Annotated in this window: 18 protein-coding genes; 2 read left to right on the forward strand and 16 right to left on the reverse strand. The window is 72.7% G+C overall.

All coding sequences use genetic code 11. The annotated features are described in order from the left end of the window. Window positions 1–160 precede the first annotated feature (160 nt). The 6 genes from AMYTH_RS0114090 to pgeF all read right to left on the reverse strand — a co-directional run bounded on the left by AMYTH_RS0114090 (window position 161) and on the right by pgeF (window position 4315). On the reverse strand, window positions 161–769 hold the full coding sequence (locus AMYTH_RS0114090) for a hypothetical protein (protein WP_027930868.1): 609 nt from the start codon (window positions 767–769) through the stop codon (window positions 161–163). 77 nt (window positions 770–846) lie between these two features. Next, window positions 847–1677: a DivIVA-like cell division protein Wag31 gene (gene wag31, locus AMYTH_RS0114095; protein ID WP_020423154.1), complete on the reverse strand. Its 831-nt coding sequence runs from the start codon at window positions 1675–1677 to the stop codon at window positions 847–849. A gap of 53 nt (window positions 1678–1730) precedes the next feature. After that, complete coding sequence (locus AMYTH_RS0114100; protein WP_026153057.1) at window positions 1731–2015, reverse strand: YggT family protein; 285 nt, start codon at window positions 2013–2015, stop codon at window positions 1731–1733. A 178-nt stretch (window positions 2016–2193) separates the two neighbouring features. Continuing rightward, entirely contained in the window at window positions 2194–2817 is a 624-nt protein-coding gene (locus AMYTH_RS0114105) for a cell division protein SepF (RefSeq protein WP_027930869.1), read from the reverse strand. Window positions 2818–2882: 65 nt separating this feature from the next. Then, window positions 2883–3617, reverse strand: coding sequence for a YggS family pyridoxal phosphate-dependent enzyme (locus AMYTH_RS0114110; protein WP_027930870.1), 735 nt, complete (start codon window positions 3615–3617; stop codon window positions 2883–2885). After that, entirely contained in the window at window positions 3614–4315 is a 702-nt protein-coding gene (gene pgeF / locus AMYTH_RS0114115; protein WP_027930871.1) for a peptidoglycan editing factor PgeF, read from the reverse strand. Before pgeF ends, AMYTH_RS0114110 begins: the two co-directional genes overlap by 4 nt. 77 nt (window positions 4316–4392) lie before the next feature. Between pgeF and AMYTH_RS0114120 the strand changes: the two genes are divergently transcribed. Then, window positions 4393–5223, forward strand: coding sequence for a hypothetical protein (locus AMYTH_RS0114120; protein ID WP_027930872.1), 831 nt, complete (start codon window positions 4393–4395; stop codon window positions 5221–5223). 24 nt (window positions 5224–5247) lie between these two features. Here AMYTH_RS0114120 and ftsZ read toward each other — a convergent pair whose 3' ends face one another. Together ftsZ and AMYTH_RS0114130 are read right to left on the reverse strand one after the other, a co-directional pair. Next, window positions 5248–6534, reverse strand: a complete 1287-nt coding sequence (gene ftsZ, locus AMYTH_RS0114125) for a cell division protein FtsZ (RefSeq protein ID WP_027930873.1) — start codon at window positions 6532–6534, stop codon at window positions 5248–5250. Between the two features lie 191 nt (window positions 6535–6725). Then, complete coding sequence (locus AMYTH_RS0114130; protein ID WP_027930874.1) at window positions 6726–7220, reverse strand: DinB family protein; 495 nt, start codon at window positions 7218–7220, stop codon at window positions 6726–6728. A 96-nt stretch (window positions 7221–7316) separates the two neighbouring features. Between AMYTH_RS0114130 and AMYTH_RS0114135 the strand changes: the two genes are divergently transcribed. Further along, window positions 7317–7751 carry an OsmC family peroxiredoxin gene (locus tag AMYTH_RS0114135; RefSeq protein WP_027930875.1) on the forward strand — a complete coding sequence of 145 codons (435 nt, stop codon included), beginning with the start codon at window positions 7317–7319 and terminating at the stop codon, window positions 7749–7751. Window positions 7752–7815: 64 nt separating this feature from the next. Here the strand turns inward: AMYTH_RS0114135 and AMYTH_RS0114140 are convergent, their stop codons facing one another. The 8 genes from AMYTH_RS0114140 to AMYTH_RS0114175 form a co-directional block, all read right to left on the reverse strand. Further along, complete coding sequence (locus tag AMYTH_RS0114140; protein ID WP_027930876.1) at window positions 7816–8610, reverse strand: cell division protein FtsQ/DivIB; 795 nt, start codon at window positions 8608–8610, stop codon at window positions 7816–7818. After that, the gene (gene murC / locus AMYTH_RS0114145) at window positions 8611–10020 is read right to left on the reverse strand and encodes a UDP-N-acetylmuramate--L-alanine ligase (protein WP_027930877.1); all 1410 of its coding nucleotides are present in this window, start codon (window positions 10018–10020) and stop codon (window positions 8611–8613) included. Beyond that, window positions 10017–11120, reverse strand: coding sequence for an undecaprenyldiphospho-muramoylpentapeptide beta-N-acetylglucosaminyltransferase (gene murG / locus AMYTH_RS0114150; protein ID WP_027930878.1), 1104 nt, complete (start codon window positions 11118–11120; stop codon window positions 10017–10019). Before murG ends, murC begins: the two co-directional genes overlap by 4 nt. 6 nt (window positions 11121–11126) lie before the next feature. Further along, the gene (gene ftsW, locus AMYTH_RS0114155; RefSeq protein ID WP_027930879.1) at window positions 11127–12551 is read right to left on the reverse strand and encodes a putative lipid II flippase FtsW; all 1425 of its coding nucleotides are present in this window, start codon (window positions 12549–12551) and stop codon (window positions 11127–11129) included. Beyond that, window positions 12538–13935 (reverse strand): UDP-N-acetylmuramoyl-L-alanine--D-glutamate ligase, encoded by a 1398-nt coding sequence (gene murD, locus AMYTH_RS0114160; protein WP_027930880.1) that lies wholly within the window; start codon window positions 13933–13935, stop codon window positions 12538–12540. The genes ftsW and murD overlap by 14 nt, the downstream gene beginning before the upstream one ends. Before the next feature lie 244 nt (window positions 13936–14179). Then, window positions 14180–15268 carry a phospho-N-acetylmuramoyl-pentapeptide-transferase gene (gene mraY, locus AMYTH_RS0114165; protein WP_017981836.1) on the reverse strand — a complete coding sequence of 363 codons (1089 nt, stop codon included), beginning with the start codon at window positions 15266–15268 and terminating at the stop codon, window positions 14180–14182. Further along, complete coding sequence (locus tag AMYTH_RS0114170) at window positions 15265–16734, reverse strand: UDP-N-acetylmuramoyl-tripeptide--D-alanyl-D-alanine ligase (protein ID WP_027930881.1); 1470 nt, start codon at window positions 16732–16734, stop codon at window positions 15265–15267. Before AMYTH_RS0114170 ends, mraY begins: the two co-directional genes overlap by 4 nt. Continuing rightward, window positions 16731–18320 (reverse strand): UDP-N-acetylmuramoyl-L-alanyl-D-glutamate--2,6-diaminopimelate ligase, encoded by a 1590-nt coding sequence (locus AMYTH_RS0114175; protein WP_037322533.1) that lies wholly within the window; start codon window positions 18318–18320, stop codon window positions 16731–16733. Before AMYTH_RS0114175 ends, AMYTH_RS0114170 begins: the two co-directional genes overlap by 4 nt. Between the last annotated feature and the right edge of the window lie 81 nt (window positions 18321–18401).

The following is an 18401-nucleotide window of genomic DNA, read 5'->3' on the forward strand; positions in this document are numbered from 1 at the left end:
CGGGCTACCGAGCACGCCCACATCCGCGCGACGACTCGCCTTGTCTTGGTGCGCCTCGGCGAGGGGGCGTCGGCACGCAGCACAGACGGCGCGAATGCGCGTCCAGCCCGCCACGGACAGAACACCCGGCCGCCGAGCACGCCCGCCGCCGGGCGACAAATCAGGCCTTCGCGCGGTGCGCCTCGGCCAGGTGGGCGTCCGGGGTGCAGCGCGCGCACGGCGTGAAACCGAGGTCCCGGGCTTCCTTCACGGAGATCGGGATGGTGTCGCGGTCGGCCAGCCAGCCGCAGTCCGTCAGGTGGTAGCGCGGGTGCTCGTCCACGACCACGACCTCGACGTCCAGCTCGTCCACGATCTCCGCGTCCGCCGGGTCCGTGGACTCCTCGCCCGGCTCGCCCTCCTCGGCCGTGCCGACGAGCTCACCCGCCGTGGGGATCAGCGCGGTCTGGTCCGCCGGCGCGTCCTCGACCTCCGCGGCCGGGGTCTCCGGGGCAGGCTCGTCCGCCGGCTTCTCCACCGTCGTGGCTTCCGGCGTCGACGGCTCGTCGTCGTCCGTCGACGCTCCCGCCGCGGGCTCCTCGGCCTGCTCCGCCACCGCGGACGCGCGGCGACGGGCCACCCGGCGCCGCACGAAGTCGACCACCAGCAGCAGCCCGGCGGCGACCGACAGGCCGATCGAGATCCACGCCCACAGCGAGTTCGCCGTGATCAGGGCCGCGATCAGCAACCCCAGCGCGGCCAGAACCAGGACCAGAACGATGAAGAGCACGCTGAATTACAACACGAACCACGCCCGGAACGGTTCCGACCCTCCCACGCGGAGTGCCGGAACCGTCACCGGGAAGCTCAGCCCGCCTCGGCCCGCGGACCGAACGAGTAGCCCTGGCCACTGCCCGATCCGGCGCCCGCCTGTCCCGAGTTCGAGGACGCCGACGCCGGTGCGGCCGAGCCGCGGTCGTCGAGTTCGCGCAGCTGCGACTCCAGGAACCCGCGCAGCCGCGTGCGGTACTCCCGCTCGATGGTGCGCAGCTCCTCGATCTTCTTGCCCAGCGCGGTCTTCTCGCTGTTCATCGTGTTCATGGTCTCGGTGTACTTGCGCTGAGCCTCGCGCTCCATGGTCGTCGCCTTGTCGCGCGCCTGGCGCTCCAGCGTCTCGGCACGGGTGCGGGCGTCGTTGAGCATGTTCTCCGCTCGCGTGCGCGCCTCGTTGACCATCGAGTCGGCCTTGGTGCGGGCGTCGGAGAGCAGCTGCTCGGACTTCGCGCGAGCCTCGGCGAGCATGCCGTCGGACTCGGTCTTGGCCTCAGCGGTCAGCCGGTCGGCCATCTCCTGGGCCAGACCGAGGACCTTCGCCGCCTGCACGTTCGGCTCGCCGCCGTCCGACATCGGGTGGGCCTGGGTCTGCTCGGCGGCCGACGGCGGCGGCACGGGCGCCAGGCGGCGCTCCTGCGGGCCGGCGCCTGCGCGGGCGGCTTCGAGGTCGGCACGGGTGCCTTCGAGCTCGGCGTCGAGCTGCTCGACCTGCTGGCGCAGCTCGTTGTTGTCCTCGATGAGCCGCGCGAGCTCGGTCTCCACCAGGTCGAGGAACGCGTCCACCTCGTCCTCGTTGTAGCCCCGCTTGCCGATGGGTGGCTTGCTGAACGCAACGTTATGCACGTCAGCGGGGGTCAACGACATCAGATCACCTCACGCACTCCATGGCCTGCTCCGACACCTGGGTTCCCCCGAAGTCACCCAGGAAGCGCCAGTTGCATCAGTATGAACACAACCAACAGCAGCACCATAATCGATAAGTCCAGTCCGACGCCGCCAATGCGAACCATCGGAATGATCCTCCGCACCACGCGGACCGGAGGATCGGTCACTGTGTAGATGGTCTCCAGCGTCACCGCAACCCCGCCGGCGGGGCGCCAATCCCGTGCGAACGCACGCACGAGCTCCACCACGACACGCGCTGTGAGCAGCAGCCAAAAGACGAACAGCACGTAGTAGAGGACTAGCCGGACCGCATCCACGAACACCACTCTGCCACATCGCCGTGACCCCGGGAGCACCCGGAACGCCCGGTCTGCCCGGGTCACGTAATCGAACTGTGATTTAGCCAACGGTTTCACCCGTTCGGCCTAAATTGTTACGACCTGTAGTTGTGCCATCACACTGTTCCACCCCATTTCCCGGAACAGGCGGTCGCGCTCAGTGACGGAGGAACAGCCCGCCCTCGGCGATCCGGCGGCGCTCCTCCGCGGTCACCTCCACGTCCGGCGGCGAGAGGAGGAACACCTTGTTGGTGATCTTGTCCATCGAGCCGCGCAGCGCGAACGCCAGCCCGGCCGCGAAGTCCACGAGGCGCTTGGCGTCCGCGTTCTCCATCTGGGTCAGGTTGATGATCACCGGGATGCCCTCGCGGTAGGCCTCGCCGATCCCCCGCGCCTCGACGTAACTCGTCGGGTGCAGCGTGGTGATCCGCCCGAGCGCGTCCCGCGGCGCCGACGCCCTGGCGGGCTCCGGCACCGGGCGAAGCCGCGCCACCGGCTCCGGCTGCCGCTCGACCGCGAGCGCGCCGTGCACCGACGGCTCCGGCGACCGCGGCCGCGCGCGGAGCGGGCCCTCCTCGTCGTAGTCGGAACCGTCGCGGTACCGTCGGCGGGCACGCGGCAGCGGCTCCTCGTCGAAGCCGTCGTAGGCTTCGTCCGCGTAGTCGCGGCGGTAGTCCTCGTCGTACCGGTCGGCGGCCTCGTAGGAGTCGTAGCCGTCGTAACCGTCACTGTCGGCCGGGATCATGCCGAAGTAGGCCTTCAGCTTCTGCAGCGCGCTCATGCCTCTCCCTAGCCGCTCCCTCACCTGACTACCCGGACGCGATCGCTCACTTCCGGGTGATCTCGCTACGGCGAGGCTAGACCGCGCGCGCCGAGCAACGCGGTTCCGACACGCACACATGTCGAACCGTGCGCGATGGCGGGTTCAAGATCACCACTCATCCCCGCGGACAGCTCCACCGCGTCCGGGTGGCTCCGGCGGAGGTCAGCGGCCGCGGCGGCCAGGCGCGCGAAGGCCGGGGCGGGGTCCGCACCCAGCGGCGCGACCGCCATCAGCCCGCGCAGCCGCAGCCCGTCCAGCGTGGCGATGTGATCGGCCAGCTCACCCAGGTGAGGGAGCGGACAGCCGCCTCGTGACGGATCGTCGTCGAGGCTGGCCTGGATCAGGACGTCCAGCGGAGCCGACCGCTCCCCCGCCTCGCGCGCGTTGCGCAGCGCCTTGGCGAGCGCGTCGGCGAGCCGGACCGAGTCGACGGACTGGACCTCGTCGGCCCAGCGCACCACCGACCGCGCCTTGTTGCGCTGCAACCGCCCGATCATGTGCCAGCGCGGCCGCGCGTCCGGCCGCAGCGCGCGCAGCTCCGCCGCCTTGGGACCGGCCTCCTGGTCGCGGTTCTCCCCGAGGTCCGTCTGGCCGAGGTCGGTGAGCAGGGCCGCGTCGGTCGCGGGGAAGGTCTTGGTGACGGCGAGCAGGCGCACCTCGGCGCGCGGCCGTCCGGCGGCCGCGCACGCGTCGGCGACACGCGCCTCCACGGCTGCGAGGGCCTTGGCGATCTCCTCCCGGCGCTGCTCGTCGCTCATTCCGGCTCGGCCCAGGTCAGCGCGGCGATGCGACCAGTGGTGCCGTCGCGCCGGTAGCTGAACAGGGTCGGGTCCTCGGCCGTGCAGCGCGGGTCGACGCCGACCTTGCCGACGCCGGCCTCGGCGAGCTGGCGCCACAGCCCGGCGCGCAGGTCCAGCCCCGGCTTGCCGGCGCGGGTGCGGGTCGCGCTGCCGGGCAGGTGCTTGTCCACGTCGGCGGCCATCTCGGCGGGCACCTCGTAGCACTCGCCGCAGATGGCCGGGCCGAGCAGCACCTCGATGCGGCCCATCTCGGCGCCCGCCTCGACCATCGCCTCCAGCGCGGCGGGCAGCACCCCGACGCGGGCGCCGACGCGGCCGGCGTGCACCGCGGCCACCACACCGGTCTCCGGGTCGCCGAGCAACACCGGCACGCAGTCCGCGACGAGCACGGCGACGGGCAGGCCGGGGGTCTTCGTCACGAGCGCGTCGGTGGCCTCGGCCGGCGCGGTCTCGCTGCCGTCGACGACGGTGACCGTGCGGCCGTGCACCTGCTCCATCCAGGCCACCCGCTCCACACCCAGCTCGGTGCCCAGCCGTTTGCGGTTGGCCTCGACCGCGGCCGGGTCGTCACCGACGTGGTCGCCGAGGTTGAACGTGTCGTACGGCGGCGCCGAAACGCCACCCGCCCTGGTCGTGACCACCCGACGGATGCGCAAGTCCCATTACCTCCACTCGCCTGGTTTCCCCTGAGCCTACTGGGAACCGGACGCGGTGCTCGGCCGGTCTCACCGCCATGGACCTGCCACCCGTGCCCCCGAGCGTCCGCGCGCTGGCCACCTCGGGGCAGCTGCCGCCGGAGCTGGCCGCGCTGTTCACCCCGCCCGGACAGGAACGGTGGACCCGCATCGCGGAAGCCGTGGACGAGCGCCTGGACGAGGTGGACCCGGCGGTGCGCGGCGCGTTCGCGCTCGCCGGGGCCTACGGCCACCTGGACGACATCGAGTTCCTCGAGTCCGGCGAGATGCACGAGCACAACGACCGCGCGGTCGCCCTCATCGAAGAAGCACTGGAGCACGGCGTCCCGGACGAGGAGGTCCAGGAGCTCTGGGACTTCACGTACCGGGTGCAGGACGCCGCGCACCTCGCCCGCGACCACGAGGAGTACGTCGCCAAGCACGGCGCCACCGCCGAGCGGCGGCTGAACATCAAACTGGAGGAGGCGCACGCGCGGTACGAGGCGGGCGACCGCGACGCGGCGCTGCGGCTGTTCCGGGAGGTCGCCGAGGCCGACGTGTGGGGCGAGTTCAGCGGCGCCGCGCACCGCTCGGACATCGGCTGGTGTCGCCTGCTGCACGACGCGGCGCACCACGACGGGCCCGAGGCGGCGCGGAAGATCTGGCAGGAAGCCAAGGCGAGCCGGCACGCCGCGCGGTTCCCCTACCCGCACTGGTCGGCCCCGCTCATCGAGATGCTGCTCGGCACGGGGGTGCCGGACCTGCTGGCGATCCTGGCGCGCGAACGCCTGGAAGCGGCCGAATCGAACCCACCGTGGCCCCTGGACGACGACGAGCTGCGGGTGCTCGCGCTCGCCGTCGACGAGATCGAGCGGTACCACCGGGCCTGACCACGCGTCAGGCCCGGCGCCGGCTCAGCGCCGCATGAACGGCGGGACGTCCACGTCGTCGTCGGACGGGTCGTCGGTCACCGGGACGGCCCGGCTGGGCAGGCTGCCCTGGCTGGTGCTCGTGCGCGGCGCCGGGTAGCTGCGGCTGCCACCGCCGGCCTGCGGGAGCCCGCTGGACGGCGTGCCGTAGTTGGTGCCCGACGGCGGCGTCCGCGGCGGCGTCACCGGGAAGCCGCCACCCGCCGGCGGGGCCGGGGGCTGCGCCGACGCCGCGGGCGCCGGTGTGCGGACCTGCCCGGCCTCGGCCGAGGCGGTGGACGAGCGGTTGCCCACGGCGGGCGGCTCGAGCTTCTTGTGGGTGGGCGAGCCGGAGTCGAACCCGGCCGCGATCACCGTCACGCGCACCTCGTCGCCGAGGGAGTCGTCGATGATCGTCCCGAAGATGATGTTCGCCTCGGGGTGCGCGGCCTCCTGCACCAGCGAGGCGGCCTCGTTGATCTCGAACAGGCCGAGGTCGGAGCCGCCCGCGATGGACAGCAGCGCGCCGTGCGCGCCCTCCATCGAGGCCTCCAGCAGCGGTGAGTTGATCGCCTTCTCCGCGGCCTGCACCGCCCGGCCCTCGCCGCGGGCGGAGCCGATGCCCATCAGCGCGCTGCCCGCGCCGGACATCACACTCTTCACGTCGGCGAAGTCCAGGTTGATCAGACCCGGCGTGGTGATCAGGTCGGTGATGCCCTGGACACCGGAGAGCAGGACCTCGTCGGCGGAGCGGAACGCGTCCATCAGGCTGACGCCGATGTCGCCGAGCTGCAGCAACCGGTCGTTGGGGATGACGATGAGGGTGTCGCACTCGTTGCGCAGCGCCTGGATGCCGTCCTCGGCCTGCTTGCCGCGGCGCTTGCCCTCGAAGGTGAACGGCCGGGTCACCACGCCGATCGTGAGCGCGCCGAGTTTGCGCGCGATCGAGGCGACCACCGGCGCGCCGCCGGTGCCGGTGCCACCACCCTCGCCCGCGGTCACGAAGACCATGTCGGCGCCCTTGAGCACCTCCTCGATCTCCTCGCGGTGGTCCTCGGCGGCCTTGTGCCCCACCTCGGGGTTGGCGCCGGCGCCAAGGCCGCGGGTCAGCTCGCGGCCGATGTCGAGCTTGACATCGGCGTCGGACATCAGCAGCGCCTGCGCGTCCGTGTTGATCGCGATGAACTCGACACCCTTGAGGCCGACCTCGATCATGCGGTTGACGGCGTTCACGCCGCCTCCGCCGATGCCGACGACCTTGATCACCGCGAGGTAGTTGTGCGGGGGCGTCATCGGGTCCGCCTTCCTATCGTGAATTCCTCGTACCGCTCACCGGGAGCGAAAAAACCCTCAACCTAAACTCAAGGTTCAGAGTTATGTCAACTCCCCGCTCCGTCCGCCGAAGGTAGGGATCCGGCGAAGCGGAATCCAGTAGCCACGCCGCGTGTCGGCCGTGGCGTTGCAAAATCACCGCGCCGGACGCGTCATTCGCCGGTCCCGCCGTCGGTCAGCTCACGCAGCAGGTCCAGGTGCCCGGCGTGCCGCCCGGTCTCCTCCACCATGTGGATCAGCACGTAGCGCAGGTTGATCGAGCCGTCCCGGAAGGACACGAGGGTCTCCGGCGCCAGCCCGGCGGCGATCTCGCGGCTGACCGCGCACTGCGCGCGGTATGCCGCCACCAGGTCCGCGAGCGGGATCGTGAGCGCCTCACGGAAGTCCGCGTCGCGATCGGCGGCCAGCTTCTCCTCCCACCGGCTGGGACGGCCGGCGAGGACCACCTCGAACCAGTGGTGCTCCACATAGGTCAGGTGGCCCACCAGGCCGGCGATCGTGGTCAGCTCGCTCGGCACGAGGCTGCGGCGGGCCTGCTCGTCGGTCAGGCCCGCGCACTTGAGCACGACGGCCTCGCGCAGGAAGTCCAGGAAGGCGCCCAGTTGCTCGCGCTCGCCGCCGTCGAAGGCCGGCTCGGTTCTGATCACGACCGCCAGCTTTCCACAGTGGATGTGTTGCGCACAATTGAATTGCCCGCTATGTTCGTTGGTGGAAGGATCTTCACCCGACGGAAGGGGAACACCATGCCCAGTCGCGACGCCACCACCCACTGGGAAGGCGGCCTGCAGAACGGCGAGGGCCACGTCACGCTCGACTCGTCGAACGCAGGCCAGTTCGACGTGTCGTTCCCGACCCGCGCGGGCAACCCGGAGGGCCAGACCAGCCCGGAGGAGCTCATCGCCGCCGCGCACTCGTCGTGCCTCGCGATGAACCTGTCCGGCGTGCTGGAGTCGCAGAACCTGCGCGCCGAGTCCATCGACGTGAGCGCCGAGGTCACGCTCGGCCCCGCCGCGGGCGGCGGCTTCGAGATCAGCGGCATCGCGATCACCCTGCGCGCCAGCGTGCCCGGCGTGGACGCGGCGAAGTTCGCCGAGCTGGCGAAGACGGCCGAGCAGACCTGCCCGGTGTCGAAGGCGCTGGCCGGCACGACGATCACGCTGGACGCGGCGCTCGACTGAGCCCGCGAAAGGCAGTGGCCCCGCGGTCGCACATCCTCGACGATGTGCGACCGCGAGTCCGTCCTCAGGAGACGGTCGGCAGCTCGGGGCTCGCGACGTCGTAGACCTGCCCCTCGCGGGTCAGCAGCACGTTCAGCACCTGCGCCTTGCGGTCCGCCTTCTCCGCGTTCCCCCAGCGGACCGTCTTGCCGCCGGCCAGCGTGAACTCCACGCCGCCCGGGGTCTTGGCCCGCACGACCGTGATCTGCCCCTTCAGCGGCGCCGGCACCGTCGCGAGCACCGCCACCACCGAGCGCGTCACCGGGTCGTCCGGGGCCACCGCCGCCACCTGCACCTCCGGCAGGCCCTCCGGCTTGTTCTGCACCGTCTTGTAGTCCAGACCGCCGGAATCGACCAAGTGGAACCCGTCGGCCGCGGCGGTGAAGCCGATCGGCGTCCGCTCCGTCACCGTGATGTCCACAGTGGACGGCCACGACCTGGAGACGTCCACAGTGGCCACCCCGGGGATCGCCGTCACGCGCGCGGCGATCTCGTCGGTGTCCAGCAACAGCATCGGCTTCAGGTCGGGCACCGCGGCGGCCGCCAGGATCTGGTCCCCCGGCACGCTGTTCGCGCCGTGCACCTCCACCGACCGCACACCCAGCAGCGACGTGAACAACACGACGTACGTCAGGCCGGCGACCGTCAGCACGGTCAGCAGCGCCACCCAGCGGCGCCGCAGCGCGCGGCGCCGCGAGACGCCCGTGCCGGTGCGCCGCCGAGCCGTCAGCGGGCGCCGTCCCCGGCGGCTGCGCACCGCCGACGACGACCGCCGCGTGGACGGCCTGCTGCGCTCCTCGCTCCGCGCTCGCGTCGCCACCTAGCCCCCGGCCCGCCGGTCCAGCTCCGCCAGGATCTCCGGCCCCAGCTGCGTCACGTCGCCCGCGCCCATGGTGACCAGCAGGTCGCCGGGCTTGACCAGGTCCGCGGCCAGCGCCACGGCCCGGTCGAACGCGGGCTCGTAGTGCACCCCGGCGCCGGTGATCTGCTCCGCGATCAGCGCGCCGCTGACGCCCGGCTCCGGCTCTTCCCGCGCGCCGTAGACGTCCAGCAGCACGACCTCGTCGGCCAGCCCCAGCGCCTCGGCGAACTCCGCGGCGAACAGCTTCGTGCGCGAGTACAGGTGCGGCTGGAACACCACGACCACGCGGCCGTTCCCGGCCGCGTGCCGCACCGCGCGCAGCTGCGCGGCGACCTCCGTGGGGTGGTGGGCGTAGTCGTCATAGACCCGCACGTCCCCGGCGCGGCCCTTGAACTCGAACCGCCGCCGCACTCCGCCGAACGCGGCCAGCCCCTCGGCCAGCCCGTCCAGCGGCGCGCCCAGCTCCAGCCCGGCCAGCAGCGCGGCCACGGCGTTGAAGGCCATGTGCTCACCCGGCACCGCGACCCGCACGTCGGTCTCCCGGCCGTCCAGCGCGATCCGGATGATCCCGCCGCCGTCGGCGGGCCGGTAGTCCAGCACCTTCGCGTCGCCCGGGTCCGTCACCGACCGGCCGTAGCGGCGCACCCGGACGCCCGCGGCCGCCGCGTGGTCGCCCAGCGCGTTGGCGGCCTCGTCGTCGGCGCACACGATCAGCAGGCCGCCCGGCTCGATCCGGCGCGTGAACTGCGTGAAGACGGCGGTGTAGGCCTCGGCGGTGCCGTGGTGGTCCAGGTGGTCCGGCTCGACGTTGGTCACGACCGCGACCGACGGCGAGTAGCTCAGGAACGACCCGTCGCTCTCGTCCGCCTCGGCGACGAACAGGCCGCCCTCGCCGTGGTGGGCGTTCGCGCCGGACTCGTTGAGGTCGCCGCCGATCGCGAACGACGGGTCCAGCCGGCAGTGCTGCAACGCCACCGTGAGCATCGACGTGGTCGAGGTCTTGCCGTGCGTGCCCGCGATGCAGGCGACCCGGTGCCCGGCCATCAGCAGCGCCAGCGCCTGGGCCCGGTGCAGCACCGGGATGCCGCGCTCGCGGGCGGCCACCAGCTCCGGGTTGCTCTCCTTGATCGCGGTCGACACCACCACCGCGGACGGGCCGCCGGGCAGCGCGTCCAGGTTCTCCGGGCGCTGCCCGATGCCGATCTCGGCGCCCTGCGCGCGCAGCGTCAGGAACGCGCGAGAGTCCTTGGCGTCCGAGCCGGACACGCGGGCGCCGCGCGCCAGCAGGATCCGCGCGATGCCGCTCATGCCGGCGCCGCCGATCCCGATCAGGTGGGCCCGGCTCAGCTCGGCGGGAACGTCGCTCACTTTCCGCACACCTCCAGGACGATCCGCGCCAGCACCTCGTCGGCCTCGCGGTGGCCGAGCCCGACCGCCGCCGACCCCATCCGAGCGACCCGGGCAGCGTCGGTGACCAGCGGGACGACCAGCTCGGCCACCTTCGCCGGGGTCAGGTCGGCGTCGGGCACCAGCAGCGCCGCGCCGGCGTCCACCGCGGGCCTGGCGTTGATCGCCTGCTCGCCATTGCCGTGCGGCAGCGGCACGAACACCGCGGGCAGCCCGACCGCGGACACCTCGGCCGCGGTCATCGCGCCGGACCGGCACAGCACCACGTCGGCGGCGGCGTAGGCCAGGTCCATCCGCTCCAGGTAGGGCACCGGCACGTACGGCGGGCGGCCCGGGAACTCCTGCACGACCAGGCTGTTCTTCGGCCCGTGCGCGTGCAGCACGCCGATCCCGGCCTCGGCCAGCTCCTTGGCCGCGCCGGACACCGCGTTGTTGATCGACTGGGCGCCCTGCGAACCGCCGAACACCAGCAGCGTCGGCGCGTCCGGGTCGAGCCCGAAGTGCGCGCGGGCCTCCGCCCGCAGCGCCGCCCGGTCCAGCGAGGTGATCGACCGCCGCAGCGGGATGCCCACCACCTCCGCGCCCGGCAGCGGCGTGCCCGGCACCGCGACCGCGACCCGCTTCGCGAAGCGCGCGCCGACCCGGTTGGCCAGGCCCGGCGACTGGTTGGCCTCGTGCACCACGATCGGCACCCGGCCGCGCGCGGCGAAGTACGCCGGCAGCGACACGTAACCGCCGAACCCGACCACGACGTCCGCGCCGACCCGGTCCAGCACCTCGCGCGTCTGCTTCACCGAGTCCCGGATCTTCAGCGGCAGCCGCAGCAGATCGGTGGTCGGCTTGCGCGGCAGCGGCACCGGCGGGATCAGCTCCAGCGGGTAGCCGCGCGCCGGGACGAGCTTGTTCTCCAGCCCGCGGGACGTGCCGAGTGCGACCACCGTGGCGTCCGGCCGCAGCCGCCGCACGGCGTCGGCCAGCGCCAGCGCGGGTTCGATGTGTCCGGCCGTGCCGCCGCCCGCCACCACCACGGTGGGAGCCACGCCGGTAACCGCCTTGCTCACTTGCTCCTACGTCCCTCTCCGCACTGAACTTCCCCGTCTGGCCGGCGTCGACCGCCGGCGCTCGGGCGCCTGCGCCGATCGTGCCCCGCGGCCCGAGGGCCGGTCACCGCGGGGTGCCGGACGGCCGCTGCCCCGCCGCCGCGCCGGCGGCCGGTAGACCTCGGGGGCGGGCAGGCGCAGGAGACGGCCGAACTTGCCCGGACCCTGCGACCGCAGCGCCGCGACCGACTCCGGCTCGTGCCGGGCAGCGTTGGCCAGCAGGCCCATCAGGAACATGGTGACCCAGATGGACGTGCCGCCCGCCGAGATCAGCGGCAGCGTCACGCCGGTGACGGGCAGCAGCCCGACCACGTAGCCGATGTTGATCCCGGCCTGCGACACCGTGAACACCGTCAGCGTGCCGGCGGTGATCCGGATCCACGGGTCCAGGTTACGCATGGCGATGCGCAGGCCCACGATGGCGAGCCCGACGAACAGGCCGATGACCACGATGCAGCCGATGAACCCGAGTTCCTCGCCGATCACCGCGAAGATGAAGTCGTTCTGCACGTTGGGCAGGTAGGACCACTTCGACGGCCCCTGCCCGAGGCCCTTGCCGAACAGGCCGCCGTCGGCGAGCGCGTACTTGGCCTGCGTGGCCTGGTAGGCGGCGCCGCTGGTGTCCGAGCCGGGCGAGAGGAACGACATGACCCGCGACATGCGGTAGGACGCGGTCAGCGCCAGCACCACCGCACCGGCGACGCCGCCTGCCAGGATCACCGCGAACAGCCGCTTGGGCGCGCCGGCGAACCACAGCAGCGACAGCAGCACCACGCCGAGCGTGATCGTGCCGGACAGGTTGGGCTGCGCCATGACCAGCGCGAACATCAGCAGCGCGACCGGCACGACCGGCACCATCAGGTGCCGCCACTGGTGCAGCACGTGGTACTTGGTGACCAGCACGTGCGCGCCCCACAGCGCGAAGGCGACCTTGGTGAACTCGACCGGCTGCACCGAGAAGCCGCCCACCACGAACCACCGCTGGGCGCCGCCGCCCGCCGAACCGAGCGGCGTCAGCACCAGCGCCAGCATCGCCAGGCACACCACCACGGCCATGGAGGACAGCGCGCGGGTCCGCTTCAGCGGCATCCGCAGCGCCACCCAGAACACGACCGACCCGGTGAGCACGAAGATCAGGTGCTTCTTGAACAGCGCGTACACGCCGGAGCCGGTGTCCGGGTCGACCGAGGCGACCGAGGACGCCGACAGCACCATCACGATGCCGATCGACGTCAGCAGGCCGGTCAGCGCCAGCACCAGGTGGAAGTCGGCCAGCGGACGCGACAGCCACGCGGTCAGCGCGGTGAACGTGGCGCGCGCCGGGCTCTGCCGGTCCCCCCGGTCCCGTCTGCGCGGCGCGCTGTCCTGCTCCTTGTCCTCAACGACCGTCATCGGCAGACCCCGTCGCACGGGCCAGGACCGCGTCGGCGAAGGCGTCACCCCGATGGGCGTAGTTGCGGAACATGTCCAGGGACGCCCCGGCGGGCGCCAGCAGCACCACGTCACCGGGCCGGGCCAGGTCGCTGGCCACCGAGACCGCCTCGTTCATGGCCCCATCGTCACCCGAGGCGACCCGGTGGACGGGGACATCCGGCGCGTGTCGCGCGAGAGCGGCGGCGATCACCGGGGCGTCGGTGCCCATCAGCACCACCCCGCGCAGCCGCCCGGCGACCACCTCGACCAGCTCGTCGACCGCGGCGCCCTTGAGCTGCCCGCCCGCGATCCACACCACGCTGGAGTGCGCGAGCAGCGACCCGGCCGCGGCGTGCGGGTTGGTGGCCTTGGAGTCGTTGACGTAGCGGACCCCGCCGAACTCGCCCACCTCGACGGCGCGGTGCGCGCCCGGCTGGAACTCGCGCAGGCCCTTGGCGACCCCAGCGGGGTCGATGCCGTACGCGCGGGCCAGCGCGGCCGCGGCGAGGGCGTTGGCGAGGTTGTGCGGGCCGGCGGGGCGGACCTCGCTCGCGGAGATCAGCTCGTCGGCGGAGTGCTGCGGGTCCGGGCCGTAGGCGCGGTCGATCAGCAGGTCCTCGACCAGGCCCAGCTCACCCGGCCGCGGGGTGTCCAGGCGGAACCCGACGCGCTTCGCCCCGGCGGGGGCGTACTCGCCGGCCAGCCGCACCGACCACGGGTCGTCGGAGTTGTGCACGACGACGTTCGAGTGGGCGTGGATGGTGCCCTTCGCGGCGGCGTAGGACTCCATCGTGCCGTGCCAGTCCAGGTGGTCCTCGGCGAGGTTGAGCACCACTGACGCGTGCGGCGCCAGCGTCGAGGACCAATGCAGCTGGAAGCTCGACAGCTCCACCGCCAGCACCTCGTACCCCTCGAACACCGCGTCCAGCACCGGCAGGCCGATGTTGCCGCAGGCCAGCGCGTGCACCCCGCCGGCGCGCAGCATCGACTCCAGCATGCCGACCGTGGTGGTCTTGCCGTTGGTGCCGGTGACCGCGAGCCAGGTGGCCGGGTTCGGCAGGTCGCGGGAGGCGCGCCAGGCCAGCTCGACGTCGCCGATCACCTCGATGCCGGCGGCGGCCGAGGCGACCAGCAGCGGCGCGGTCGGCCGCCAGCCGGGGCTGGTGACCACCAGGTCGGTGCCCGCGGGCGGTTCGGTGAGGCCCGGGGCCAGTTCGGCGCCAAGGCCGTCCAGCTCGGCCAGCCGCTCGGCGTTGCCGTCGGTGACCGTGACCCGGGCGCCGCGCTCGGTCAGGGCCCGCACGGCCGACCTGCCGGTGACCCCGGCGCCGGCGACGAGCACGTTGCGTCCGGCGAACACCATCACTCGCTTTCTGCGCGGCGGAGCCGCTCGGAGTGGGCCGTCAACCCGCACCGCCGCGGGTTCTGAGCGGGCTCAGCCGCGCGGAGCGCGTCGGTTGAGGGTGGTGGTGGGAGACGGGCGGGCGTCTCCTCGCGAGGACAGCGCCGACGTGGTGAATTGGCATTCATGAGGAGGCGATCCCGGAGCGAGGGGGCGTCTGAGGTTCCGCCACCCGCACCGCTTCGCAGGCCGCTTCGGACCATCTCTAGCCTCCCGCGCCCAGCTGTTCGGAGTAGAACAGGCCGAGGCCGAACATGCAGCAGATGGCCGCGAGCAGCCAGAACCGGATGATCACCGTCGTTTCGGCCCAGCCCGCCAGCTCGAAGTGGTGGTGGAACGGGGCCATCCGGAACAGGCGGCGGCGCGTCGTGCGGAACACCGCGATCTGCAGCACCACCGAGATCATCTCGACCATGAACAGGCCGCCGATGACGATGGCGAGCAGCTCGGTGCGGGTGGTGATGGACAGGCCCGCGACCAGGCCGCCCAGCGCCAGCGAACCGGTGTCCCCCATGAAGATCTTCGCGGGCGCGGCGTTCCACCACAGGAAGCCGACGCAGGCGCCGGCCGCGGCGGCCGCGACCACGGCCAGGTCCAGCGGGTCGCGCACGTCGTAGCAGGCGGCCTGCGGGGTCACCACGCAGGACAGGCGGGCCTGCCAGAACGCGATCACCACGTAGGTGGCGAGCACCATCGCCGAGGTGCCGCCGGCCAGGCCGTCCAGGCCGTCGGTGAAGTTCACCGCGTTCGACCAGCCGGAGATGACCACGTAGCAGAAGATCACGAAGATCACCGCGGGGAAGGTGATCAGCGCGAGGTCACGCACGTAGCTGAGGTTCCGCGAGGCCGGGGTGAGGCCGTAGCGGTCGGCGAACTGCAGCGCCAGGATGCCGAAGGCGACCGCGACCACGAGCTGGCCGACCAGCTTCGCGGTCTTGTTCAGCCCCAGGTTGCGCTGCTTGCGGATCTTGATGAAGTCGTCGAGGAACCCCACCACGCCGAGGCCGACCGCGAGGAACAGCACCAGCAGGCCGGACGCGGACGGGCCGTCGTTCGCGGAGCTGCCGGAGCCGATCCAGTTCATCAGGTGCGCGGCGAAGTAGCCGACCACCATCGCGATGATGATCGCGACCCCGCCCATCGTGGGCGTGCCGCGCTTGGACTTGTGGCCCTGCGGGCCCTCCTCGCGGATCTCCTGGCCGAAGCCCTGCCGGGAGAACACCCGGATGAGGTAGGGCGTGAGCAGGATGGAGACCAGGAGACCGATCGCGGCCGCGATCAGAATGCTGATCACGCAACACCTTCCTTGAGCAGTGCGTCAGCGACGAGCCAGAGCTCGGCGACCTTCGAAGCCTTCACGAGCACGACGTCACCGGGTTCCAGCTGCTCGCGCAGGAGGTCGATCGCGGCGGCGGCGTCGGGCACCAGCACGGACTCCTCACCCCACGAACCTTCGTGGCTGGCGCCCTGGTGCATCGCGGCGGCCTCGTCTCCGACCACCACGAGCCTGCTGATGTTGAGCCGGACCGCGAGGCGGCCGATCTCGTCGTGCGCGGACACGCTATCGGCACCGAGTTCGCCCATCACACCGAGGACCGCCCAAGACCGCTTGCCGCGGCTGGCCGAGGCCAGTGTCTTGAGCGCGGCGCGCATCGACTCCGGGTTGGCGTTGTAGGAGTCGTTCATGACTACGACGCCGTCGGCCCTGGTGGTGACCTCCATGCGGCGCGCGGAGCGGCGCTGGGCGGCCGACAGGCGCTGCGCGACCTCCTCGACGGTCGCGCCCAGTTCGAGCGCGATCGCGGCGGCCGTGAGCGCGTTGCCGACGTGGTGCTCGCCGTACAGCGACAGCGTCACGGGCGCCTCCCCGGCGGGGGTGATGAGCCGGAAGGAGGCGCGGGCCTGCTCGTCGAGGGTGATGTCCTCGGCGCGCACCTGCGCGTCCGGGTGCTCGCCGACGCCGACGACGCGGGCCGTCGTGCGGCTCGCCATCGCCGCGACCAGCGGATCGTCCAGGTTGAGGACCGCGACCCCGCCCTCCTCCGCCGACGGCAGGGCCTCGACCAGCTCGCCCTTGGTCTTGGCGATGGCCTCGCGCGAGCCGAACTCGCCGACGTGTGCGCTGCCCACGTTGAGCACCGCGCCGATGCGCGGCGGGGCGACCTCCGCGAGGTGCGCGATGTGGCCGGGCCCGCGGGCGGACATCTCCAGCACCAGGTGGCGGGTGCGCTCGTCGGCGCGCAGGGCGGTCCACGGGTGGCCCAGCTCGTTGTTGAACGATCCGGGCGGCGCGACCGTCTCGCCCATCGGCTCCAGCAGCTGCGCGATGAGGTCCTTGGTGGAGGTCTTGCCGGAGGAGCCGGTGACCCCGACGACGGTGAGGCCGCCGCGGGAAAGCTCGATCACCACGTGCCGGGCGAGCTTGGCCAGCGCGGCCAGCACGGCGGCGCCGGAGCCGTCCTTGTCGCCGGTCAGCGCCAGCGCGCGCTCGTGCGCCTGGCCGGGTGGCAGCGGCGGCACGATCACCGCGGGGGCGTCGACCTCGCGCGCGGCCAGCACACCGGCGGCGCCGCTCTCGACCGCCTTGGCGGCGAAGGCGTGCCCGTCGACCTTCTCGCCGGGCAGGGCGACGAACAGCCCGCCCGGGGTGAGGCGGCGCGAGTCGAACTCGACGCTGCCGGTGACCGTCTCGCGTCCGTCGGTGCGGTGCAGCCGCCCGCCGGTGACGGCGGCGATCTGCTCCAGGGTCAGCGGGATCAACGGGTCTCCTGGTTCTCTTCGAGCCGGCGCCGGATCGCCGCCGCCAGCTCGTCGCGGTCGGAGAAGGGGTGCACGACGCCCGCGGCCTCCTGGCCGGTCTCGTGGCCCTTCCCCGCGATCAGCACGACGTCCCCGGCCCCGGCCAGCTCGACGGCCTTGACGATCGCCTCGCGCCGGTCGCCGATCTCCAGCACCTCGCCCGCGTCGTGACCGGCCGCGCGGGCCCCGGTCAGCATCGCGGCGCGGATCGCGGCCGGGTCCTCCGACCGCGGGTTGTCGTCGGTGACGATGAGGACCTCGCTGCGCTTCGCGGCGGCCTCGCCCATCATCGGGCGCTTCGCGGTGTCCCGGTCGCCACCGCAGCCGAGGACGGTGATGATCCGGCCCTCGGTGCGGGCGCGCAGGGCGTCCAGCGCCTGCGCCACCGCGGCCGGCTTGTGCGCGTAGTCGACGACGGCTGTGAAGTCCTGGCCCAGGTACACCCGCTCCATCCGGCCGGGGACCTCCACGTGCGCCAGGCCGGTGACCGTCTCCTCCAGCGTCACGCCGCAGGTCTCCAGGATCGCCGCGGCCAGCAGCGCGTTGGCGATGTTGAACGTGCCCGGCAGCGGCAGCGTGGCGCGCGCGGTGCGGCCGGCAGGCGAGTGCAGCGTGAAGCTCTGCTCACCGGTCGGCGTGGTGGCGAAGTCGGTGGCGGTCCAGCTGGCGTCCACCCCCGGCTCGGTGGTCACGGTGATCGTGTGCGGCGTGACCAGCGCCTGGCCCCACGCGGTGTCGATGCACACCACCTCGGTGGTGGAGCGGCCGTCGAACAGCAGCGACTTGGCGGCGAAGTACTCCTCCATGTCGCGGTGGAAGTCCAGGTGGTCCTGGGAGAGGTTGGTGAACGCGCCGACCGCGAAGCGGGTGCCGTTGACGCGGCCCAGCGCGAGCGCGTGGCTGGACACCTCCATCGGCACGTGCGTGACGCCCTGCTCGACCATCACCGCGAGCAGCGCCTGCAGGTCCGGCGCCTCGGGCGTGGTGAACGCGCTGGCCAGCCGCTCCCCGGCGATGCGGGTCTCGATGGTGCCGATCAGGCCGGTCACGTGCCCGGCGGCGCGCAGGCCCGACTCCACCAGGTAGGTCGTGGTGGTCTTGCCCGACGTGCCGGTGATGCCGAGGACGGCCAGCTCCAGCGACGGCTCGCCGTAGATCCAGGCGGCCATCGAGCCGAGCACCCCGCGCGGGTCCGGGTGCACCAGCACCGGGACGCCCGCCTCGCGCAGCGCCGGCCGGTCCGCGCCCGCCTCGTCGGTGAGCACCGCCGCCGCCCCGGCCGCGATGGCCTCCGCGGCGAAGTCCGCCCCGTGCGCCCGCGCGCCGGGCAGCGCGGCGAACAGGTCGCCGGGCAGGACGTGCTGGGCCCGCAGGGTGGCCCCCGTGACGACCGTGTCGCCCGGCCAGTGCGGCTCGCCGACCAGGCGCGCGTCCGCGCGCGCGACGAGCGTGGTGAGCGGGACCGGCTCGATGCGGGTCGGCCGTGGCGGCGCCACCGCCGCCTTCACCGGGCTGTCCGGTACCCGCCCCTTCGCTTCCTGCGACATGGTGCTGCTTCCAGACGCTTCCACCGACACAGCACGGAAGGTTACCGAGCCGGGATTCCCCGCTTGCGGGCCGGTACTCCT

Origin of the sequence: Amycolatopsis thermoflava N1165 (assembly GCF_000473265.1) — a bacterium.
Lineage (GTDB): Bacteria > Actinomycetota > Actinomycetes > Mycobacteriales > Pseudonocardiaceae > Amycolatopsis_E > Amycolatopsis_E thermoflava.